Genomic DNA, 20,111 nt, shown 5'->3' on the forward strand with positions numbered 1-20,111 from the left:
GCTTTCGCACGTTCTGCTCCGTTTAGAACCCTTGTCAGCCTCACTGGACTTCTTTTAAAAGGTTTTCGGTATTCGATTCATTTGACTCATCATCTTCTGCCTTTTGATGCGGCAGAATCAGGTTTAGCAGGACGCCAGTAATAGCAGCGAGTGCCATTCCTGACAGCGTCAGATTGATTTGTTTCACCTCAATGAATGCCCCGCCAATACCAATGACTAAGATGACTGATGCGATAATGAGATTGCGCTTTTCTTCAAAATTCACTTTATGATCAATCAGGATTCGCAGTCCGCTTGAAGCTATGATTCCAAAGAGCAGGAACGAAACGCCTCCCATAACCGCGGACGGTACTGTACTGATTAATGCTGAAATTTTCCCAACAAAGCCGAAGCAGATCGCAAACACCGCTGCTCCGCCGATGACGAAGATACTGAACACTCTTGTGATGGCAAGGACGCCAATGTTTTCTCCATAAGTCGTTGTTGGAGGTCCGCCAATGAGTGATGCAAAGATCGTCGCTGCACTGTCTCCTAAAATGGAGCGGTGAAGACCTGGTTTTTTAATAAAATCCTGCCCGACCACCTTGCTTAACACGACTTGATGGCCGATGTGCTCAGACATGGTCACAAAGGCAACCGGCACCATCACTGTGAGAATGCTTAAGGTCACAGCGGGTGTATAGTCGACAAATGGTACAACAAAGTCTGGAACAGCAAACCATTTTGCAGCAATGACCGGCTGGAAGTTCACAATGCCTTGTGTTAAGGCAAAGAGGTAGCCGCTAATAATGCCGATTAAGACTGGAATCAAGCTAAGGAATCCTCTTAGGAAGATCATACTAATAATGGTGACAGCGAGCGTGAAGCCTGCAACCATTAAATGCTTCAGGCTGTAAACAAGCTCCTTTGCATTTGGATCGACGTACATCGCCATGTTAACAGCTGTTCCAGCGAGTCCGAGTCCGATAACCATAATGACGGGTCCTACAACGACAGGAGGCAGAAGCTTCATTAGCCAGCCTGTGCCGAGCCATTTGATAAATAATGCGATGAGTGCATAAGCCACACCCGCCATAAAGGCACCTACCATTGCAGCTCCAGGGCCGCCAGTGGCTTTTACATTCACTATGGGGGCGATAAAAGCAAAGGACGATCCAAGATACGCCGGAATCTGCCCTCTTGTGATGATTAAATACACAATGGTTCCAACCCCGCTTGATATGAGCGCGACGGCTGGGCTCATATCAATGATCTTTGGTACAAGAATGGTTGCACCAAACATCGCAAACAAGTGCTGCAGGCTGAGTGACAGCCATGTGAACGGTTTTGGGATATCTCGAATGCCTAAATTGGCTTTTTGCTGACTCATGATTTTCCTCCTAGATGTGTCCTTTTTCATTAAAAAGCCTCTTTGCGAGTATGCGCAAAGAGGCCTAGAAAAACCGTACACGTCACTTTAGCCGTGTGCTCGGTGTCTCTTGTTAATGCCCTCTTTGCAAACTCTCTGGAATGCATTTAAAAAGGTTATTTTTCATATATAGCGACAAGGTCGTTTTGATCTACTTCATTGAGCTGAACCATGACTGTCTCTGCTTTTGATGTCGGGATGTTTTTCCCGATATAATCCGCTCGAATCGGCAGCTCCCGGTGTCCCCGGTCGACTAGAACAGCTAGCTGAATGGAAGATGGTCTTCCTACATCCACAAGCGCATCCATAGCCGCTCTGACGGTTCTACCTGTGAACAAAACATCATCTACGACAATCAGTGTTTTGTCATTAATGTCAGCTGGGATGTCTGCACCCTTGACAAGCGGGTCTTGGTTCTCTGTCTTTTTTGTCAGGTCATCACGGTATAGCGTAATATCAAGTTCACCCACAGTCACTGGGTTTCCTTCAATTTGCTCGATGCGCTCTGCAAGGCGCTTTGCAAGATGAATGCCTCTTGTCTTGATCCCGGCTAGGATGACATCCTTCATCCCTTTGTTGCGCTCAATCATTTCATGTGCAATACGGGTAAGCGCTCGTCTTATCGCTTGTTCATCAAGAATGACTGCTTTTTGTTCCATCTTTTACACCTCTTTTTGACAAATAAAAAGCCCCTTCTGCAAAGGGCAGAGAGGGGCGCTCATTTGTGCATACTCGTGCACAAATTGATCCGTTATCCTTCTCAGCCTCTCTGGACTGTTTTAAAGAATCTCAATTTCTTCGTTTATTATTTCAAAAAAAGAACGGCCTGTCAATCGTTATTTCTTAATGAATCTATAAAGCCCCGCATATCAGCTGGAATTGGAGCTGTAAACTCCATATATTCTCCTGTTCTAGGGTGATCAAATCCTAACACGCCTGCATGCAGCAGTTGTCCATTGAAATCAACGGTTTTTCTCGGGCCATATTTTGGATCTCCTGCAAGCGGATAGCCAATGTATTTCATATGAACACGAATTTGGTGGGTTCTTCCCGTTTCAAGGCGGCATTCTACAACGGTAAAGTCTTTAAAGCGCTCCATCACATCAAAATGAGTGACTGCCTGCTTTGCATTTTCTTTTGTGACCGTCATGCTTTGGCGATCTTTTTTGTCTCGACCAATTGGTGCATCAATCGTTCCAGTATCATGCTGAATGATACCATGAACAACCGCTGTATATTTTCTAGTGACCGTTTTCGCCACTAACTGATTGACGAGTGATTCATGCGCCATATCATTTTTTGCGACCATTAAAAGTCCTGACGTATCTTTATCAATCCGGTGGACAATTCCTGGTCTCATCACACCATTAATGCCTGACAAATCATTGCAATGAGCCATGAGGCCATTGACAAGAGTACCTGTCACATGTCCTGGTGCTGGATGAACGACCATTCCTCTTGGTTTATTGACCACTAGTACATCTTCATCCTCATAATAAATATCAAGATCCATTGATTCCGCTTCTACATCTAGTGCTTCTGGATCTGGAATCTCTACTTTGATTTGATCTCCAGCTTGTACTTTATAATTGGCCTTCACTTGTTTTCCATTTACTTCGATGAGCCCATCTTTCACCCACTGCTGGACTTGGGTTCTTGACCATTCTGGTTCAGTTGTGCTTAAAAATTTATCAAGCCGTTCACTCGTTTGTTCTTCTGAAACGGCAATGTTTACTTGATTCATGTAGTTGACTCCTTATTTTTCTTTCCATCTAACAGCATTTGAATAAAGAGCAGAATGACCCCCACACATAGAGAGGAATCTGCGATATTAAAGATTGGATAATGATAATCCCCAAATACGAAATGAGCAAAATCAACCACTTCTTGACGGAAAATACGGTCAATAAAGTTCCCAATCGCTCCGCCAAGCATTAAGGCAAGTGCTACGCCAAGTAGCTTGTCCTTTTGTCCATGTTTTTGCAAATAATAAACAATTCCTGCAATAACAACGAGTGTGATCACATAGAAAAACCACATTTGTCCTTGGAGAATCCCCCATGCGGCTCCTGAATTTCGGTGGGATGTGATGTAAAAGAAGCCATCAATCACAGGAATAGAATCACCGAGCATCATATGTTTGACAATGAGCCATTTTGTTAATTGATCTAAACAAATTATCACGAATGCGATTATGTAATAGAACACACACGTTCCTCCATCTTCATACTTTGGTCTTTAAGCATTTTATCAAGAAAACAGGATGGAGTAAAGAAACTTTAGTTGACAGACAAAAACCTCCCTACATGTGGAAGGCTTCAAAATGAGAATCGTTTGATTCGTGAGGATAAGGGGTGAATGCTTTTTTCTCGTATTGCTTATGATATAAAAAGTCGTCAGTCGTACGAGCTGTCGGAAGAATACTCATTTGTTCAATGGGCATTGTAAGCCCTGTCGCCTCACATATGCCATAAGTTCCTTGTTCAATTTTTGCAATCGCGAGCGAAACATCTTGCAGTTCTTCTTTGATGTGATAAAGAAGCGTGGTCGTTTTTGCTTGATCGAAAGTGACATGTTCAGCGGGTGAACGCAATGATGCATATTCAAACAGTTTCGATTGCAGTTCTTCTCTCATTTGAAGGAGTTCCATGTAAATCGTCTCTAGATCGCCATTCATGTCGCTGTTTCAACTCCTGCCCTGTCGTGATAATCATATTGTTGCCCCGCCTGTTCACTTTAAAGCCATAAGATTTTTCCTTTCGTTCTAAACGCTGTCATTTTCTCTATATCAAAAACGCCCCGCTTTATGCGGGGCGCTAGTTGGTGATATCTCGCTGTTAATTCTGGTAATATTTCTCCACGATTTCAGCATTTTTAAGCGACAATGTTGGGTATTTTGGATTTGCGCCAACATCTTTTGAAATAATGCGGGAACGTTCGCACAGTTCTCCTTCTGCTTTTTGAACGACAATTCGTCCTGATGTGTATTCAGGCGCTGATGCGTCTGCATGCTTCTCATCTTCTACTGTTAATTCAGAAATGATAAAGAGCTGTTTCACATCTTCTTTAATGGATGCAAGAAGGTTTTTCACTTCCTCTGTTGCATAAAGGGTCACACTTGCTTCAAGTGAACGTCCGATGACTTTCTCATTACGCGCAATTTCCAGCGCTTTTAGCACATCGTCACGTACTTCCATAAAGCGGTCAAACTTCACTTCTGTCGCTTCTGCTTGAGGAACAGCCACACCTTCTGGCATATCTGTTAACTGAACACTTGGCTCTTCAACAAAGCTTAAGTGGCTCCATAGTTCATCTGCTGTATGCGGAAGAATTGGTGCTGTCAGCTTCACTAACGCCATTAATGTTTCATAGAAGACCGTTTGCATGCTGCGGCGGTCTGGATGATCCGCATGCTCAATGTATACCACATCTTTTGCAAAATCGAGATAGAAAGAGCTAAGCTCAATCGTACAGAAGTTGTGGATGGCATGATAGACAACCGCAAATTCGTAATCATCATAAGCTTTTTTCACTTTATCAATCAATTTGTTTAATTTGATTAAGATATATTGATCCACTTCGCGAAGCTCTTCGACCGGTACTGCATTGACTGCTGGATCAAAGTCAAACAGGTTACCATGCAAGAAGCGGAACGTGTTACGGATTTTACGATAAACTTCTGCGACTTGTTTTAAAATGTCATCAGACACTGGATGATCGGCTTGATAGTTGACAGAAGATACCCAAAGTCTAAGAATCTCCGCACCAAGCTGCTTCGCCACTTTCGTCGGATCGATCGTATTGCCTAATGATTTACTCATCTTGCGTCCTTCTTTATCAAGCGTAAAGCCATGGCTGAGAACACCTTTATATGGCGCTTTTCCTGTGACAGCAACTGCTGTAGATAAAGATGAGTTAAACCAGCCGCGATATTGATCAGAACCTTCAAGGTAAAGGTCTGCTGGACGAACCAGGTCATCTCGTTCTTCTAATACCGCTTGGTGAGAAGAACCAGAATCAAACCATACATCCATGATATCTTGCTCTTTTGTAAATTCACCGTTCGGGCTGCCTGGATGTGTAAAGCCTTCAGGCAATAATTCTTTTGCTTCTTTTTCAAACCAAATATTCGAGCCATGTTCTCTAAATAATTGAGAAACGTGCTGAATCGTTTCATCTGTGATGATTGGCTCACCATTTTCAGCATAGAAGACTGGGATTGGAACGCCCCATACACGCTGTCTTGAAATGCACCAGTCACCTCTGTCACGCACCATATTGAACAGGCGCGTTTCGCCCCAAGCTGGAACCCATTTCGTTTCTTTAATATTATCTAATAGTGCTTCTCTGAAATCTTTAATGGAAGCAAACCACTGAGCAGTTGCACGATAAATTGTTGGTTTTTTCGTTCTCCAGTCATGCGGATAGGAGTGCGTGATAAAGTCGAGCTTTTTCAATGCGCCTTTTGCTTCAAGCTGTTCTGTGATGGCTTTATTGGCATCCTCGTAGAATAGTCCTTCAAAACCAGGTGCTTCTTCTGTCATCACACCTTTTTCATCTACTGGACATAACACATCAAGACCGTACTTCATACTTACGATAAAGTCATCTTCCCCGTGACCTGGCGCTGTGTGAACACAGCCTGTTCCTGCATCTGTTGTGACGTGATCGCCAAGCATCACAAGAGAATCTCTATCGTAAATTGGATGTGCTGCAACGATCTTATCTAATTCTTTACCTTTTAACGTTTTCACAACTTCGTACTCTTCAAAGCCAAGTGTTTTTGCCACTTGTTCAACTAGCTCAGATGCGATGACATATCGCTCAGCACCCACTTGAAGCACGCTGTACTCTAGGTTTGGATGTACACAAATGCCAAGGTTTGCAGGAAGTGTCCAAGGTGTTGTTGTCCAGATGATGAACTGCTCGCCGTTTTCAAGTACGCCTTTGCCATCTTTCACTTTAAATGATACGTAAATCGATGGTGAACGTTTGTCCTTGTATTCAATTTCTGCTTCAGCAAGTGCTGATTCACTTGATGGAGACCAGTTAACAGGCTTAAGACCTTTGTAAATATAGCCTCTTTTCGCCATTTCACCAAAGACAAGAATTTGCTGCGCTTCGTATTCAGGCTTCAATGTCACATATGGATTGTCCCAGTCTGCTCTTACGCCCAAACGTTTAAACTGATTGCGCTGACCTTCGATTTGTTTCCAAGCATACTCCTCACATAGTTTACGGAATTCTGCTGTCGACATTTCTTTGCGTTTGACTTTTTTATTTTTCGTAAGGGCTGTTTCAATCGGTAAGCCATGTGTATCCCAGCCCGGTACGTACGGTGCATGGAATCCATTCATTGATTTAAAACGGACAATAAAATCTTTGAGGATTTTATTGAGTGCGTGCCCCATATGAATGTCACCATTCGCATATGGAGGTCCATCATGCAAAATAAAGGTCGGGCGTCCTTTTGTCCGCTCTAAAACCATTTGATAGATGTCTTTTTCTGCCCACTCCTCTTGGATTTCAGGCTCTTTGTTCGGCAAGTTCCCTCTCATCGGGAATTCTGTTTTTGGCATTAATAAGGTGTCTTTGTAGTTCATACCTATTCCTCCACATGCAAATTCGTATTAAAAAACAATAAAAAAAGCCCTCTCATCCCATAAGGGACGAGAAGGCTTGTCTCGCGGTACCACCCTTTTAGACAAGCGCTTTGAAATTGCCGCTTATCCACTCTAAAATCGTAACGTGATCTGACGCCTTTTCTTACTCATTCATTTCAGAAAAGGAACTAAAGGGGTGATCTCATTGCAGCGTTTCGTAATGTCAGGCTTCCACCATCCCTGATTCGCTTTATTACGCATGTAACCGCTGCGAGTGTCCCTTTCAAACGTTTATCTCTTGTTAATTTATGATGGTATTATATGCAACATGAGCACGTCATGTCAAGATGATGCGCTTATTCTTTTTCGTCAAAGACAGCGTCAACTTCATATTCCAGCAAATGATCCCAATCATCATTTTTCAGAAGATCAAGCTGAGCTTCGATGAGCATTTGGAAACGAGTTCTAAAGACTTTCGACTGTTTCTTGAGCTCTTCGATTTCCATAGCAATCTTTCTTGATTTTGATAACGCTTCGTTGATAATACGGTCTGCATTTTTCTCAGCTTCACGAATGATCAATTTCGCTTCTTTATCAGAATGACGCTTCACGTCTTCTGCTGCTTCTTGCGCCACAAGAATGGATTTGTTTAATGTTTCTTCAATTGTTGCAAAATGGCCTAGTCTTTCATCAAGCTCGTTGACTTTGTCTTCAAGCTCGTTCTTTTTGCGAAGTACGATCTCGTAATCTTTACGTACTTGGCTTAAAAACTCATTTACTTCATCTTCGTCATAGCCGCGAAAACTTTTTGTGAATGTTTTATTATGAATATCATTAGGTGTTAATGGCAATCTTGCCACCTCCAGATTCAAATTCGTTATGTCAGAAGCTCAAATGTTACTTTGAATTTATCTTTTTTTGTCTTCCCATCAATTGTTTTTAAGCTAAAGCGGCCAAATCCCCTGACAGAGAGCTGATCACCTTCACCAATTGTAAAGGAAGGGTCTTCAGTGACTTTCCAGTTGACTTTGACAAGACCATTTTTGACCAAAAGCTGTGCTTTTTGCCGAGACTGACGGCTGACAGCAGCACATACAGCGTCAAGCCGCAGTGAAGAAATCGTATCTTCTTTGATATCGGTTTTGCTGATGACTGGCTGAAGATCTGCCTTGCTAATTTCCTCTAATGAAACAGATGCTCTGCCGACATGCGTCAGCTGAGCCCGAACAAAATCGGCAACATCGCTTGTACAAATAAATTGCACGTTGTCCTCTGAAAACAACAAATCACCGAATTTTTGACGCTTCAGGCCTGTCCCAATGAGCGAACCGAGAAGGTTGGGGTGTTCTATCGAAATAAACTTTTTCGCATAGTTCACCTGAAAATAAGTCAGTTCAAAATCCTGTATGGTCGGTGCTAAATAGTCAGGATAGATCAAAGCCCTTTTCCGCTCTGCTTCCTCATACCCGCCAAAAAACATGAGACCCAGTTCATCAGAATGCTGAATCACGGACTGGGTAATGAACTGCTCACGCGGATCAAGAAAGTCTGTTAATTTCATTCGATATTGATCGAGTGCGATGTTTTTCCAGCCTAATACTTGGTCGACAAATGGCTGTTCGTCTTTTCTAAAATGTTGATAAATATCGCTCATTTTGTTCCCCTTTTATGTAAAAGAGCCTGGCAGATGCCAAGCCCGGCAGCCTGTTTACATGAATCGTACAATCATATTATAAAGACCAGTTAGTCCATACAATGATGCGAAACGAATCACAAGCAATGCCACAATTGGCGAGATGTCAATCATGCCAATTGGCGGAATAATTTTACGGAATGGTTCTAAATACGGTTCGCAAATGTTTGTCAAGAAGCGGCCAATCGCTGTTTCTCTTGCAGATGGTACCCATGACATAAAGATGTAAATAATGATCGCGAATGAGTAAATCGTTAATACAGTCTGTAGAAACTGAAAAATGTAATATAGAATCACTTTGGTTTACCACCTCTGAGGTTCTTCCTCTGTCAATAGCTCTGATATTGTGCCAGATACATCCACATTATCAGGAGTGCAGAGGAATATATTCGAGCCAATACGCTGAATGTCTCCACCGATTGCATAAACCGTTCCGCTTAAGAAATCGATGATTCGCTTTGCTTGATCGTGCTGAATGCGCTGCAAATTGACGACGACTGCACGCCGATTTTTAATATGATCTGCAATCTCTTGAGCCTCTGCATAAACACGCGGCTCACTTAACACCACTTTAGAGGATTTTTGCACGCTTTGCAAGCTGACGACATTTTGTTTTCCTGCCTGAGGACGCTCTTGAAATGCCGCTTTATCTTTTGTGTTTTTTTCTTCTTGTGCTGGTTCTCTTTCTTCATCAATATATTCGTACTCATACTCTTCATCATCGAGTGTGAAGAAGCTTTTAAACTTATTTTTTATGCTCATGTCACGCACCTCCTGTTTCATTTCCAACAAGTGAAGAGCCAATCCGAACAAATGTCGCACCTTCTTCAATTGCGATTTCAAAATCGTTTGACATGCCCATCGATAAATGCTGACAAGGTGCATTTACTTGGTTCAGTTGTTTTACCTCTTGTTGAAGGTTTTTTAATGTTTTAAAACAGTTTCGTATCACAGTATGATCATCTGTAAATGGAGCCATCGTCATGAGTCCAGCAATTTCAATATGTTTGAAATCAGCGAGCTGTTTGACAAATGGAATCACGTCTTCGCTTTGTAAGCCGTGTTTTGACTCCTCAAGTGATGTGTTCACCTGTACAAAACAGCGAACCGTGTGATCCGCTCTTTTTTCAATTTCATTCGCAAGGGACATTCTGTCGAGCGAATGTAAGTAGTCAATGGTCTGAATGACAGATTTCACTTTTCGCGTCTGTAAACTGCCGATGAAGTGCCAGCTAATGTTTTCATCGGTTATGGCTGCCTGTTTTTCAAGTAACCCTTGGTCACGATTTTCACCAAAGTGCAAAATGCCGGCATCCTTTGCTTCTAATGCTCGTTCAATCGAGACATATTTTGTGACAGCGACAACCGATACATCGTCTGGATGTCTACCTGCTCTTTTACATGCTTCGTTGATTTGTTCATTTATTTGTCTGAGATTCTCTCGTACATTCAATTGCACTTATGCCTCCTTAAACCCGACAAAAGACATCATACGTCCTGTTTTCCCTTGATCACGCCGGTGTGAGAAGAAATGCTGCTCATTGCAACTTGTGCACATCGAACTGACATGTATGTTTTCTTCTTTTAATCCTGCATGAAGTAATACGTTTTTGTTTAGTGTTTTTAAGTCAATTTTGTATTGTCCTTGTGACATCTCGGAATACACATCCTCTGTTGTAAAAGGAAGCTGTTTCACTTGATCTATGACAACATCATCTACTATGTAGCAGCAGCTGCCAATGGATGGTCCAATGACGACTTGTATATGATCGGCATCAGCGCCTTCTTGGCGAACCCATGCATCAACCATGTTGGCGCCAATTTGTTTGACGGTTCCTTTCCAGCCGGCATGAGCCGTTCCAATCAGCCCAGATTGCGGCGCTAGAAAATAAAGCGGAACACAGTCAGCGAAACAAAGAGCGAGCATGATGTTTGGTTCAGAGGTGTATAAACCATCTGTTCTAGAGAGTGCTTCATCATACTGAAGACTTCCTCTTCCCTTTTGTTCCTTTGTGACTTTCATGATGCGATCCTCGTGTGTTTGGTCAGCAAACACCCAATTAGAGAGCGGCACAGCAGTAGCATCTGCAATGACTTGACGATTCATTTGGACACTAGAAGCATCATCTCCTACATGGAGTCCAGTGTTCATTGATTGATATGGAGAAAGGCTAAAGCCGCCATTTTTTGTCGTAAAACCGGCCAATATCTCTTTTCCAGAACATGTCATGTTCGTCCAATCATGAATCAGCATTGCATAAGGTGATTTCTGCTGAAAGGGGTCATATTTGTCTATCAAAGCTGCCTCCCACCTTTCATTCATCTCTCTTTATATCGCTCCTATTTTACCACAAGACCTGCTAAGACAGTTAGTGGGATTCATTAAATATTACACTCAAATGTGCCCTTTCTACAGGTTTTTTTTCAAATTGATATGAAAACGTAATCTTTTTACCCGAAAAAGACATTGATTGCTGAGAATGGAGAGCTTATGTTAAGGATCATTGAATGATTCATTGAGGAGTTATACGAATTTTAAGAAGACAAACGGACAAGTATCACATCTTCTCCAATTTTTACTATATTTCGCCACGGGACAATCATTTCCTCTTCTTTTCCGAAAAATCCCATCATTTTACCTGTACCGCCTATGATAATCGCTTGTATTTTACCGCTCGTGACATTGATATCGATGTCTCCAATAGTACCTAATTTTTTTCCGCTGGACACATCGACAACATCTTTGATTTGGAATTCAGAAATACTGATCATCTGTCCTTCCCCGCCTTTCGTTTTCTACTATAATATGTATGATGGAAAAGCAGGGAAGCAGACCAATAGTTTCTCTTATCTACAATTTACTTAAGTGAGGACGGCCGTTTTGCCACATGACTTCGACTGGACATTCAAAGAAGGAAGAAAGCAAGTCACTTGTCATCATCTGCTTTGTCTCCCCTTTATGAAAAACAGTACCTTCTTTTAATAATAAGGTGTGCTGAAAAATCGGGAGAATCTCTTCTGCATGGTGGGTCGTATAGAGCAATGTGGGCGCATCTGGTTTTGATGCAATCAATGAGATCGTCTCCAGCACTTGTTCTCTTGCTAAAAAATCAAGACCCGTCACAGGTTCATCTAATATTAGAAGCTTCGGATCATTCATTAAAGCTCTTGCGATCAGCACTTTTTGTTTCTCTCCTTGCGAGAGGGTTTCATACGTGCGATTGGCATATTGAAACGAGCCAAATGTTTTTAATAAATCAATCGCCTTCTCTCTTATCTCATCTGTCGGCGTTTCATAAAGTCCGATCGAAGCAAATGCCCCGCTCAAAACAATTTCAAATGCATTGTCATCTCTGTGCAGCTTCTTTTCAAGACCAGCAGAGATGAGACCAATTTTCTTCCTTAGTTTTTCACCAAGCGCTTCCTTGCCAAACACATGGCCTAACACCGTCATCTCACCTGACGTTGGAAAATAATATGAGCAAAGCATATTTAATAAAGCCGTTTTCCCAGCACCATTTAAACCATAAAGCACCCAGTGTTCCTGGTTTTTCACCTGCCAGTCAATAGAACGAAGCAGCCATTTTCCATTTCGTTTTAAAGAAACATCCTTCAAGTCAAGCGACACGATCTTTTCCCCCTGAATAAAAATTCTGAATATACAAATAATAACGTCTACAGCATATCGCAAATGTTTCAATCAGTAAACCTAACGCAAAAAAGCTGCTCCCTATTAAGGAACAGCTTTTTTGCATGGTTACGAAATTTCAATTCGTACGCCCTCTTTAATGTCAGGAAACGTATGCGGGGATGCAAAGACAGCTCCCGGTAATACATCATCAAACGGCTCTTGGAAGTAGATCGAAATATGGCCGAGTTCCTTAAAGTTGTCATTTGCTTTATTGCCTAAAGCAGTAATGGTATACGTTTGGTCGCCCACTTGAATCGTTCCGCCTAATTTCAGCGGCTCTTCTTCTAAGTGTTCAAACTCATGAATGACAGACATATCTCTTAATTCCTGCGGCGCTGCTGGTCCAAATAAAACAACCAGCTTATCTTCTTTAAACTGCGGGACTAAGATCCCAATTTCTTTTACGACAGATTGTGTTACCATGTATCTCGATTCCTCCTTTAATACGTTTAATACATACCGAAGCTGGCAACGTATGCGATCACAACAGATAGAACGCCTGTAATGAGACGGCTATACAAAACAGCTGGTACCCCATATTGTACCGTTTCCGGCTTCGCTTCACCAAGTGATAGCCCCACCGGGATAAAGTCACACCCTACTTGACCGTTGATCGCAAACAGTGCTGGAAGAGCAAATTGAGGCGGAATATTTCCTAGTGCAATTTGACTACCAATCAGTACACCGATGACTTGTGCAATGACTGCCCCAGGTCCTAAGACAGGCGATAGGAACGGTAAAGTACAGACAACAACGAGCAGTAAGAGCCCCCATAAAGATCCTGCCAAAGGTGAAAGGAAATGGGCAATCAGATCACCGATTTTTGTATAATTGATAATTCCAATTAACATACTGACAAAGGCCATGAATGGAATAATGTTTTTAAGGAGCATATCAACAGAATCACGACCAGCTTGATAGAATGTGCCGGTTACTTTTCCGATTCCTCTTGAGAATCTCATGAGGAAATTCCCTTTTTCTTGACGTTCGATATTTTCCTCTTTCAATTTTGAATAGGTTTCTTTGAAATTCTCTTTGTCAATTGGGCCGCTGCTTTCTTGACCTTCTACATTCCCTTCACTATCAGATGCTTCCGCAAAGGAAATATCTTTTTCTGTGACACCTGATACGAAGATATCCTCTGTAATGTGTTTTGCAAGCGGTCCAGAAGGAGAGGATGCCAGCACATCGACAGTTGGAATGCGTTTCATTGGATAAAGTCCGATTCGCGCTGTTCCTCCGCAGTCAATGACAACACACATCATTTCATCTTCTGGTATAGAATTTTTAAAGCCATCACATGCTTCTGTCCCTGTCATTTCTGCAATTTTACGTGCAACTGGGTGAATGCCTCCTCCTGTAATGGAAACGACCTTTCTTCTTTTACCGGTTGGTTCAAGCTCTAATCCTTTTCCCCATCCGCCAGCACCTTTTGCAACAAATACTTTGTGGTTTGTCATGTCTAACCCTCCCCTATTGTGAATTCGCTTTCATTTTTCCTGCTAAGTACTTTGTGATCCATTCCGTAATGATTCCGCGAAGTAAAATGACAACGATCCCGACTAAGAAGTAACGAACAGCCAGCTCTGACATAGAGTATCCAGCTTCTTTAATCCCGTTCGCAATTCCTAAGTAGACAAACAGTTCTCCTGCGTTGGCATACGGGAACAGTGATGTTACCGGATGAACAAATGAAACAGCTGAATCATAGAATGCTGGTTTTTGTTTTTCAGGTAAGAAGCGGCCAAACGTATAAGCCATTGGGTTTGTCAAAATAAGAACGGATAAGATCGGCATTAACGTATAACGCAAAATGGTATATTTCGCTGCAAACTGAATCGCTCTATTCACTCGCTCTTCTCCAATAAACTTCATGACAGCATAAGTGAAAGTAAGTAACACAACAAGCGTTGGAACGATACCTGTAACAAGACCCATGAACTGCTTTCCGCCGGCTTCAAACATCCCGATAAAGTGCTCTCCAAACCATTGAATCCATTCCATGTTTCATCTCCCCTTTCTTAGTTCACATTTGTTATATTTTTTTTAGAAATCGAGACAAGCGCCTGCTCCGCTGCCATGGAGAGTGCTTGCATGACAGCTGGTCCCCTTTTGCGCTTTTTCAATGTTTGTTTCATCATGTGATGCTCATCAAGCACAGCCCCCACATGTTTTCCTTCATAGGAAGGCAGTTCCTTAAATTTAGACAAAATCGAGACGCCACCCAGCACATGACACTTTTGAATGATGTATGATTCATCGACAATGATGAGCGCAATGGCTCCAGGACCAAATTTGCGCCGCTCCATTCCTGAAAACAAGTGATAGCCTTGTTTCCCTTTATAGTCGTCAATCAGTGAATCCATGCTCTTGCGGTAGTACTTGATTTGAATAAACGATAAACCATACTGCACAATCAGAATGATACAAAGTACGATTGCTAATTTTTCCATAGCCTCACGTCCTTATGATTGAAATAAGTGATCTTGTAATGAACGCAGCTTCCAGACCGTAGTGCTTGCATCAAGTTCTACATCATCATGAGATAGGAATTGCCCCAATTTGATATCTTTTTTCGCTACCACTTTTCCGCTGATTAAGCCAATTGGGATGTGTCCGTTCGCTTTCATGTCTTGATGTGTTTCAAGTACACCTCTTACGGAGTATCCGCCAATACCATCAAGTGTTTCTCCTGCTTTAATATCTCTTTTCGCCACAGCGACAGTTTCTGATACTGGTACACCAATTGGATGGATTGAAGAATCATGTTGTAAGACTGCTTTTGCGATCGTCACTGGTGTTTCAAGACTTGCTAAGTGGAAAGGACGATACAGTGTGTAGTGAGGACCTTTTCCAACTTTTAAGTAGCGAAGTTCTTCATCTACTGGCTCAAGATCACTCTTGACGATGACAAAGACACCTGGTGCCAGTCCGTTTACATATTCAACGACTCCGAAGTTATCCAGTACGCCGCCTTGCTGTTTTTGATTTAATTTATCTGCTACATTTTCTAAATTCGCTTCTACTCCATGCATGCCGACTTTATCAGGCAAAAGTCCTGTTGCATTACTTAATAGGTTCATTTCTGCCATCGTTTTTGTTCCGTCTTGGAATGCTGCCAGCATGTGGGCACTCATATGTTTACTATCTGCTTCAGCTTTACACGTATCTGGGTTTGCTTCTGGGAAGAATGGGTTGTTCTTACCTTTTCCAGCAACCAATACTTCAAGCCCCATTGTTTTTGCAAATTCATATAGTTCTAGCGTTGCTGCTGGTTCATCTCCAGCTGATCCAGAGTAAACAAGTCCTGCATTCGTGAATAATTTATGCATGACCAAACCGATCGTAATATCGACTTCTACATTTAAAAGAACGAGATGTTTTTTTGAATTAAGCGCTTCCAAAGAAATGTTTGCTCCGACCTCTGGAACACCTGTTGCATCCACAACGACTTCCACAGAATCTGATTGAATCACTTCTCTGTAATCATTTGTGACGACCATTTGATGTGGTTTTGCATGCTGCTTGTAAAAATTCGCTGCTTTCTCAGCTGCACTAAGATGAATATCACAAACACCTGCGACAATCATACCTGGAATTTTAGAAATTTGTGAAATGAGTCCAAAGCCCATTTGGCCTGCCCCGATAATCCCAACTTTGATTGGATCTCCGCTGCGTTCTCGTGCTAACAATTGTTGATAAATTGACATCTAAATCATCCTTTCAGGTTTTCTTGCTTCACAATAGATTGCTAGAAAAATAATCTGAAACTTTTAACAAATGTTATAAAAATTAACAAAAATCTGTTTCTTGTAACATTTGTTATTTTATTTATCATTTGTTATGAACTTAGTTTATATGATGTGTCAACTTTGTGTCAAGATAAAATCGATAAAATTTTCAATCTTTTTGAGTCTAAAGACTCAAAAAAACTACCTAATCGGCTTAGGTAGTTACTTTAATAGGGCATCTCCGGTTTGTTCATCTGTAATTAACACATGAATTAATCCACCTTCTAACGCCGCCCTGATCGCTTCAATTTTTTCTTCTCCTCCAGCGACACCAATCACAAGCGGGATCTCTTTCAGTTTTTGAGGACTGATCCCCATTACCCGGTCGTTCCACGGATGCGGATACACTTCACCTTTATGATCAATAAAGTTATAACAAATGTCACCCGCGACATCTTTCGCTTGCAGGATATCTTCCTCACCACTTGTCATATAGGATTTCACCATCGTTGAATGTTGCGGAACCCCGCCTATTCCTACGACCGCGATATTTGATGATTCTCCTAATTCAATGACTTTTTTGATCGACGGCTGTCTAATGAGTACATCTTTCGCTTCTTTCGTATCAAGCATGACAGGCACATGTAAAAACTCACATTTGGATTTGAGTGCTTCTGAGCATCTTCCAATAATATAGTTGGCATGAATATCAACATCTTCATTTCCGACGCCTCCGACTAGCGGAACAAATGTCACAGACGGAAAATGCTGAACAGACGTAAGCGCTTTCGCCATTTCATGCAAGGTTGTCCCTGATGAAAAACCGATGACTTGTCCATCCTTCATGACTTTTAATAAAAAGCCCGCAGCCGCAGCTCCTATTCGACTTTTTGTTGTTTCTTGACTGAGAGATTCCACACACACGACTTCTCGCAGTCCGTATTTTCGCTCTATTTTTCTTTCTAACGAACCATATTGTTGATTCACTTCATCATGAATAATGATTTCCACGATTCCTGCTTCACGTGCTTTTGCCAAATATTTCGATATGAGCGAACGGCTAACCCCAACAGCTTCTGCAATTTTAGATTGAGTGGCGCCTTCTTCATAGTACATATGCGCAACCTTAATGAGCAGCCTTCTTTCATCATGGAATGTCATAATAACCCTTCTTTCCGCTTCTCTATTCCCTCACAAATGATATTTCAAATAACATTTGTTAAAAACAGATTAAATGAAAAAAATAACAGAGTCAATACTAGAGATGGGTTCTCTAAAAAGAATGAAAAAAGCCGCACATTAGCGGCGGCTTTAAAAAATATTTTTATTCATTTGTTTGATTGCTGCTTTTTCAAGCCTTGATACTTGTGCTTGAGAAATGCCGATTTCTTCTGCCACTTCCATTTGTGTTTTGCCTTGGAAAAAGCGTTTACGAAGAATCATTTTTTCTCGATCATTCAATCTACGCATTCCCTCTTTTAAGGCCAATTCTTCTACCCATTGTGTATCTTTGTTCCGTTCATCACTAATTTGATCCATCACATAAATCGGATCTCCTCCGTCATTATAAATCGGTTCAAACAAAGAAACAGGATCTTGAATGGCATCTAGGGCAAAAACAATTTCCTCATGAGGGACTTCTAACACTTTGGCAATGTCTTCTGCCGTTGGTTCCTTGCTTGTCTCACTAATCAGTCTCTCACGGACTTGAAGCGCCTTATAGGCAATATCTCTTAGTGAACGAGACACCCGGATAGGGTTGTTATCGCGCAAGTATCGACGGATTTCTCCTATGATCATAGGGACCGCATAAGTTGAAAATCTGACATTGTGGCTTAAATCAAAATTATCAATTGATTTCATTAATCCGATACAGCCTACTTGGAAGAGATCATCAACATACTCGCCTCTGTTGTTAAAACGCTGAATCACACTTAAAACCAACCGCAAATTGCCATTGACTAGCTTTTCTCTTGCTGTATCGTCACCTTCATCTTGCAGCTGTCTGAATAATTTTCTCATCTCGTCGTTTTTCAGAACAGGCAGTTTGGAGGTGTCGACTCCGCAGATTTCCACTTTATTTCTGGACACTTTTTTCCCTCCCTACAGGAGCTGTTGTACAAAGTTCAGTATCTCCGTGGGATGGAAAAATATGCACGGTCTACGACGAGAAAGATGTGAAAAAATGGTGATCCCTTTGACAGTGCAGGGATAAAGCTTTCAAAAAAATTTTTTTAGACCATCTTATTAAATTCTTTTTGCAATCGTTTAATAATTCTTTTTTCGAGCCTTGAAATATAGGACTGAGAAATACCAAGCATGTCGGCAACATCTTTTTGTGTTTTTTCTTCACCGCCAACTAAACCGAACCTCAGTTCCATGATCTGTTTTTCACGATCGTTTAATTGTTCTAACGCTTTTTTCAGTAATTTTTTATCGACATTTGCTTCAATATCGCGGGTGATAATATCATCATCTGTCCCAAGTACATCTGATAAAAGCAATTCATTGCCGTCCCAGTCAATGTTAAGCGGCTCATCAAACGATACTTCTGAACGGATTTTATTATTTCGACGCAAATACATCAAAATCTCATTTTCAATACATCTAGACGCATATGTGGCCAGTTTGATCTTTTTTTCTGGATTAAACGTATTTACTGCTTTTATGAGGCCTATCGTTCCGATACTAATCAAATCCTCAATGTTAATGCCTGTGTTTTCAAATTTTCTTGCGATATAAACGACCAATCGCAAGTTTCGTTCAATCAAAATGGCTCTTGCTGTTTGATCCCCTTTTGGTAATTTAACGAGCAATTCTTGTTCTTCATCCTTTGATAACGGCGGAGGCAGTGCCTCACTTCCACCAATATAATAAATCTCATCACTCTTTAGCCCTAGCTTCATGAGGAGTTTATACCAGTAGTAAGTGAGTTTAAATTTTAATTTTTTCATCTTCTTCTCCCTTCTAAATGTCCAGTTGACTTCGTAAGATAAAAGACATCACAAAAAACTACGACACCCCTTGTATCATTTTTCCGTCTAACATCTCTGGATGAATGATGGATTGAAATTCCTGATCTACTGATAATCCACTTAGACTCATCCCAACAAAACACTTTGCTGGCTGGATCATATGTGTTTTTGTATAAAGGACGACCGTATCTGGTTTAAAGCATAGTAGAAACCCGTGATCATGACCGACTGCGCGATACGGAACAAGTCTTAAACGATCAAGCAGCGGAAAATGGTCATCGAGCTTTTGCATCAATTCAACAGGATGAAACTGTTTCATTTTTTCTATAAATGGCTCTCCGAAAATAGATGTGAGCTGATCGAGCTGGACGATCATGACAGGTGTTTTCGTCAATGGATCATACAGCTGATTTCCAGAATCGACCAGACCATTTAAGCGGATCGTTTCTCCTTGAATGTGGATCTCCACAAGTACTTGTTCGTCATATTGTCTTTTTTTCGCACCAACCTCTCCTAATCGTTTCTTTGAAAACAGCCAAATGGCCGGAAAGCCAGTGAGAACAAAAAGCCAGCTAATGGGATCACCAAATCCATCATTTTGTGAAATAAGCAGTCCATCTTGAATGACTGTATTTGTCTGCAAAAACGAATGAACCCCGATCATGCCCCCTCCCATCAAAAATGTGACAAAGTAAAAAGCAAACAGGTTTTGAAAAAAGGAACGAAATCTTTGAAAGCCAAAGGTTCCAAGCACGATCAAGACAGAAAAAAGCAGTTTGCCTAAAGGGTGCGACACAATCATTGCAAATGGCGTAAAGAGCAAGAGAACAATGCTCGATCCAATGAGAGCTCCTAACATATATCGCCTTTTTTTCACTTGTCGTTTGAGAATAAATGCCGTGAGTAAGAGCAGCAATAGATCAAAACAAAAGTTTAACAGCCAAATCACATCTAAATAAATGACCACCTTCTGCTCCTTTCATCTGAAACAAAGAATCAAAAGCAGTACT

The 20,111-nt window shown here is 41.4% G+C and carries 23 protein-coding genes and 1 other annotated feature; all 23 genes read right to left on the reverse strand.

Going from position 1 to position 20,111, the window contains the following annotated elements; all coding sequences use genetic code 11:
* Window positions 1–40 precede the first annotated feature (40 nt).
* The 23 genes from EBQ12_RS01775 to spoIIGA all read right to left on the reverse strand — a co-directional run bounded on the left by EBQ12_RS01775 (window position 41) and on the right by spoIIGA (window position 20,068).
* Window positions 41–1,369: a uracil-xanthine permease family protein gene (locus EBQ12_RS01775; RefSeq protein ID WP_017367205.1), complete on the reverse strand. Its 1,329-nt coding sequence runs from the start codon at window positions 1,367–1,369 to the stop codon at window positions 41–43.
* 155 nt (window positions 1,370–1,524) lie between these two features.
* Entirely contained in the window at window positions 1,525–2,067 is a 543-nt protein-coding gene (gene pyrR, locus EBQ12_RS01780; protein WP_007499718.1) for a bifunctional pyr operon transcriptional regulator/uracil phosphoribosyltransferase PyrR, read from the reverse strand.
* Between the two features lie 170 nt (window positions 2,068–2,237).
* A complete protein-coding gene (locus EBQ12_RS01785) occupies window positions 2,238–3,152 on the reverse strand; it encodes an RluA family pseudouridine synthase (protein WP_007499719.1) in 915 nt (304 codons plus the stop codon).
* Window positions 3,149–3,616 (reverse strand): signal peptidase II, encoded by a 468-nt coding sequence (gene lspA / locus EBQ12_RS01790; RefSeq protein ID WP_008344942.1) that lies wholly within the window; start codon window positions 3,614–3,616, stop codon window positions 3,149–3,151. Before lspA ends, EBQ12_RS01785 begins: the two co-directional genes overlap by 4 nt.
* Before the next feature lie 94 nt (window positions 3,617–3,710).
* On the reverse strand, window positions 3,711–4,085 hold the full coding sequence (locus tag EBQ12_RS01795) for a TraR/DksA family transcriptional regulator (protein ID WP_007499721.1): 375 nt from the start codon (window positions 4,083–4,085) through the stop codon (window positions 3,711–3,713).
* A gap of 160 nt (window positions 4,086–4,245) precedes the next feature.
* Window positions 4,246–7,011, reverse strand: a complete 2,766-nt coding sequence (gene ileS / locus EBQ12_RS01800) for an isoleucine--tRNA ligase (protein WP_050827242.1) — start codon at window positions 7,009–7,011, stop codon at window positions 4,246–4,248.
* Between the two features lie 59 nt (window positions 7,012–7,070).
* Window positions 7,071–7,308: a binding site (T-box leader), on the reverse strand.
* A gap of 59 nt (window positions 7,309–7,367) precedes the next feature.
* Window positions 7,368–7,862 carry a DivIVA domain-containing protein gene (locus EBQ12_RS01805; RefSeq protein ID WP_008344947.1) on the reverse strand — a complete coding sequence of 165 codons (495 nt, stop codon included), beginning with the start codon at window positions 7,860–7,862 and terminating at the stop codon, window positions 7,368–7,370.
* A gap of 26 nt (window positions 7,863–7,888) precedes the next feature.
* Entirely contained in the window at window positions 7,889–8,665 is a 777-nt protein-coding gene (locus EBQ12_RS01810) for a YlmH family RNA-binding protein (protein ID WP_017367204.1), read from the reverse strand.
* Between the two features lie 54 nt (window positions 8,666–8,719).
* Window positions 8,720–9,001, reverse strand: coding sequence for a YggT family protein (locus EBQ12_RS01815; RefSeq protein ID WP_017367203.1), 282 nt, complete (start codon window positions 8,999–9,001; stop codon window positions 8,720–8,722).
* Window positions 9,002–9,007: 6 nt separating this feature from the next.
* On the reverse strand, window positions 9,008–9,466 hold the full coding sequence (gene sepF / locus EBQ12_RS01820) for a cell division protein SepF (RefSeq protein WP_017359354.1): 459 nt from the start codon (window positions 9,464–9,466) through the stop codon (window positions 9,008–9,010).
* Window position 9,467: 1 nt separating this feature from the next.
* Entirely contained in the window at window positions 9,468–10,157 is a 690-nt protein-coding gene (locus EBQ12_RS01825) for a YggS family pyridoxal phosphate-dependent enzyme (protein WP_241215616.1), read from the reverse strand.
* Between the two features lie 6 nt (window positions 10,158–10,163).
* A complete protein-coding gene (gene pgeF, locus EBQ12_RS01830) occupies window positions 10,164–11,027 on the reverse strand; it encodes a peptidoglycan editing factor PgeF (RefSeq protein ID WP_050827240.1) in 864 nt (287 codons plus the stop codon).
* Window positions 11,028–11,239: 212 nt separating this feature from the next.
* Entirely contained in the window at window positions 11,240–11,476 is a 237-nt protein-coding gene (locus tag EBQ12_RS01835; RefSeq protein ID WP_008344958.1) for a YlmC/YmxH family sporulation protein, read from the reverse strand.
* 79 nt (window positions 11,477–11,555) lie between these two features.
* A complete protein-coding gene (locus EBQ12_RS01840; protein ID WP_019743283.1) occupies window positions 11,556–12,332 on the reverse strand; it encodes an ABC transporter ATP-binding protein in 777 nt (258 codons plus the stop codon).
* 129 nt (window positions 12,333–12,461) lie between these two features.
* Window positions 12,462–12,818, reverse strand: coding sequence for a PTS glucitol/sorbitol transporter subunit IIA (locus tag EBQ12_RS01845; protein WP_025207300.1), 357 nt, complete (start codon window positions 12,816–12,818; stop codon window positions 12,462–12,464).
* 26 nt (window positions 12,819–12,844) lie between these two features.
* Window positions 12,845–13,855 (reverse strand): PTS glucitol/sorbitol transporter subunit IIB, encoded by a 1,011-nt coding sequence (gene srlE / locus EBQ12_RS01850; protein WP_024720315.1) that lies wholly within the window; start codon window positions 13,853–13,855, stop codon window positions 12,845–12,847.
* Between the two features lie 13 nt (window positions 13,856–13,868).
* Window positions 13,869–14,399, reverse strand: coding sequence for a PTS glucitol/sorbitol transporter subunit IIC (gene srlA, locus EBQ12_RS01855; protein ID WP_003210918.1), 531 nt, complete (start codon window positions 14,397–14,399; stop codon window positions 13,869–13,871).
* A gap of 17 nt (window positions 14,400–14,416) precedes the next feature.
* The gene (locus EBQ12_RS01860) at window positions 14,417–14,848 is read right to left on the reverse strand and encodes a transcriptional regulator GutM (protein ID WP_008354650.1); all 432 of its coding nucleotides are present in this window, start codon (window positions 14,846–14,848) and stop codon (window positions 14,417–14,419) included.
* A gap of 12 nt (window positions 14,849–14,860) precedes the next feature.
* Complete coding sequence (locus EBQ12_RS01865) at window positions 14,861–16,105, reverse strand: NAD(P)H-dependent oxidoreductase (RefSeq protein WP_007499740.1); 1,245 nt, start codon at window positions 16,103–16,105, stop codon at window positions 14,861–14,863.
* Window positions 16,106–16,348: 243 nt separating this feature from the next.
* Window positions 16,349–17,287, reverse strand: a complete 939-nt coding sequence (locus EBQ12_RS01870; protein ID WP_007499742.1) for a sugar-binding transcriptional regulator — start codon at window positions 17,285–17,287, stop codon at window positions 16,349–16,351.
* Window positions 17,288–17,437: 150 nt separating this feature from the next.
* Window positions 17,438–18,217, reverse strand: coding sequence for an RNA polymerase sporulation sigma factor SigG (sigG, locus tag EBQ12_RS01875; protein ID WP_003211879.1), 780 nt, complete (start codon window positions 18,215–18,217; stop codon window positions 17,438–17,440).
* 143 nt (window positions 18,218–18,360) lie between these two features.
* Complete coding sequence (sigE, locus tag EBQ12_RS01880; RefSeq protein WP_007499746.1) at window positions 18,361–19,080, reverse strand: RNA polymerase sporulation sigma factor SigE; 720 nt, start codon at window positions 19,078–19,080, stop codon at window positions 18,361–18,363.
* A 58-nt stretch (window positions 19,081–19,138) separates the two neighbouring features.
* On the reverse strand, window positions 19,139–20,068 hold the full coding sequence (gene spoIIGA, locus EBQ12_RS01885; protein WP_125588909.1) for a sigma-E processing peptidase SpoIIGA: 930 nt from the start codon (window positions 20,066–20,068) through the stop codon (window positions 19,139–19,141).
* Window positions 20,069–20,111 lie beyond the last annotated feature (43 nt).

Source organism: Bacillus sp. 2B09 (assembly GCF_003946835.1).
Taxonomy (GTDB): domain Bacteria; phylum Bacillota; class Bacilli; order Bacillales; family Bacillaceae; genus Bacillus; species Bacillus altitudinis.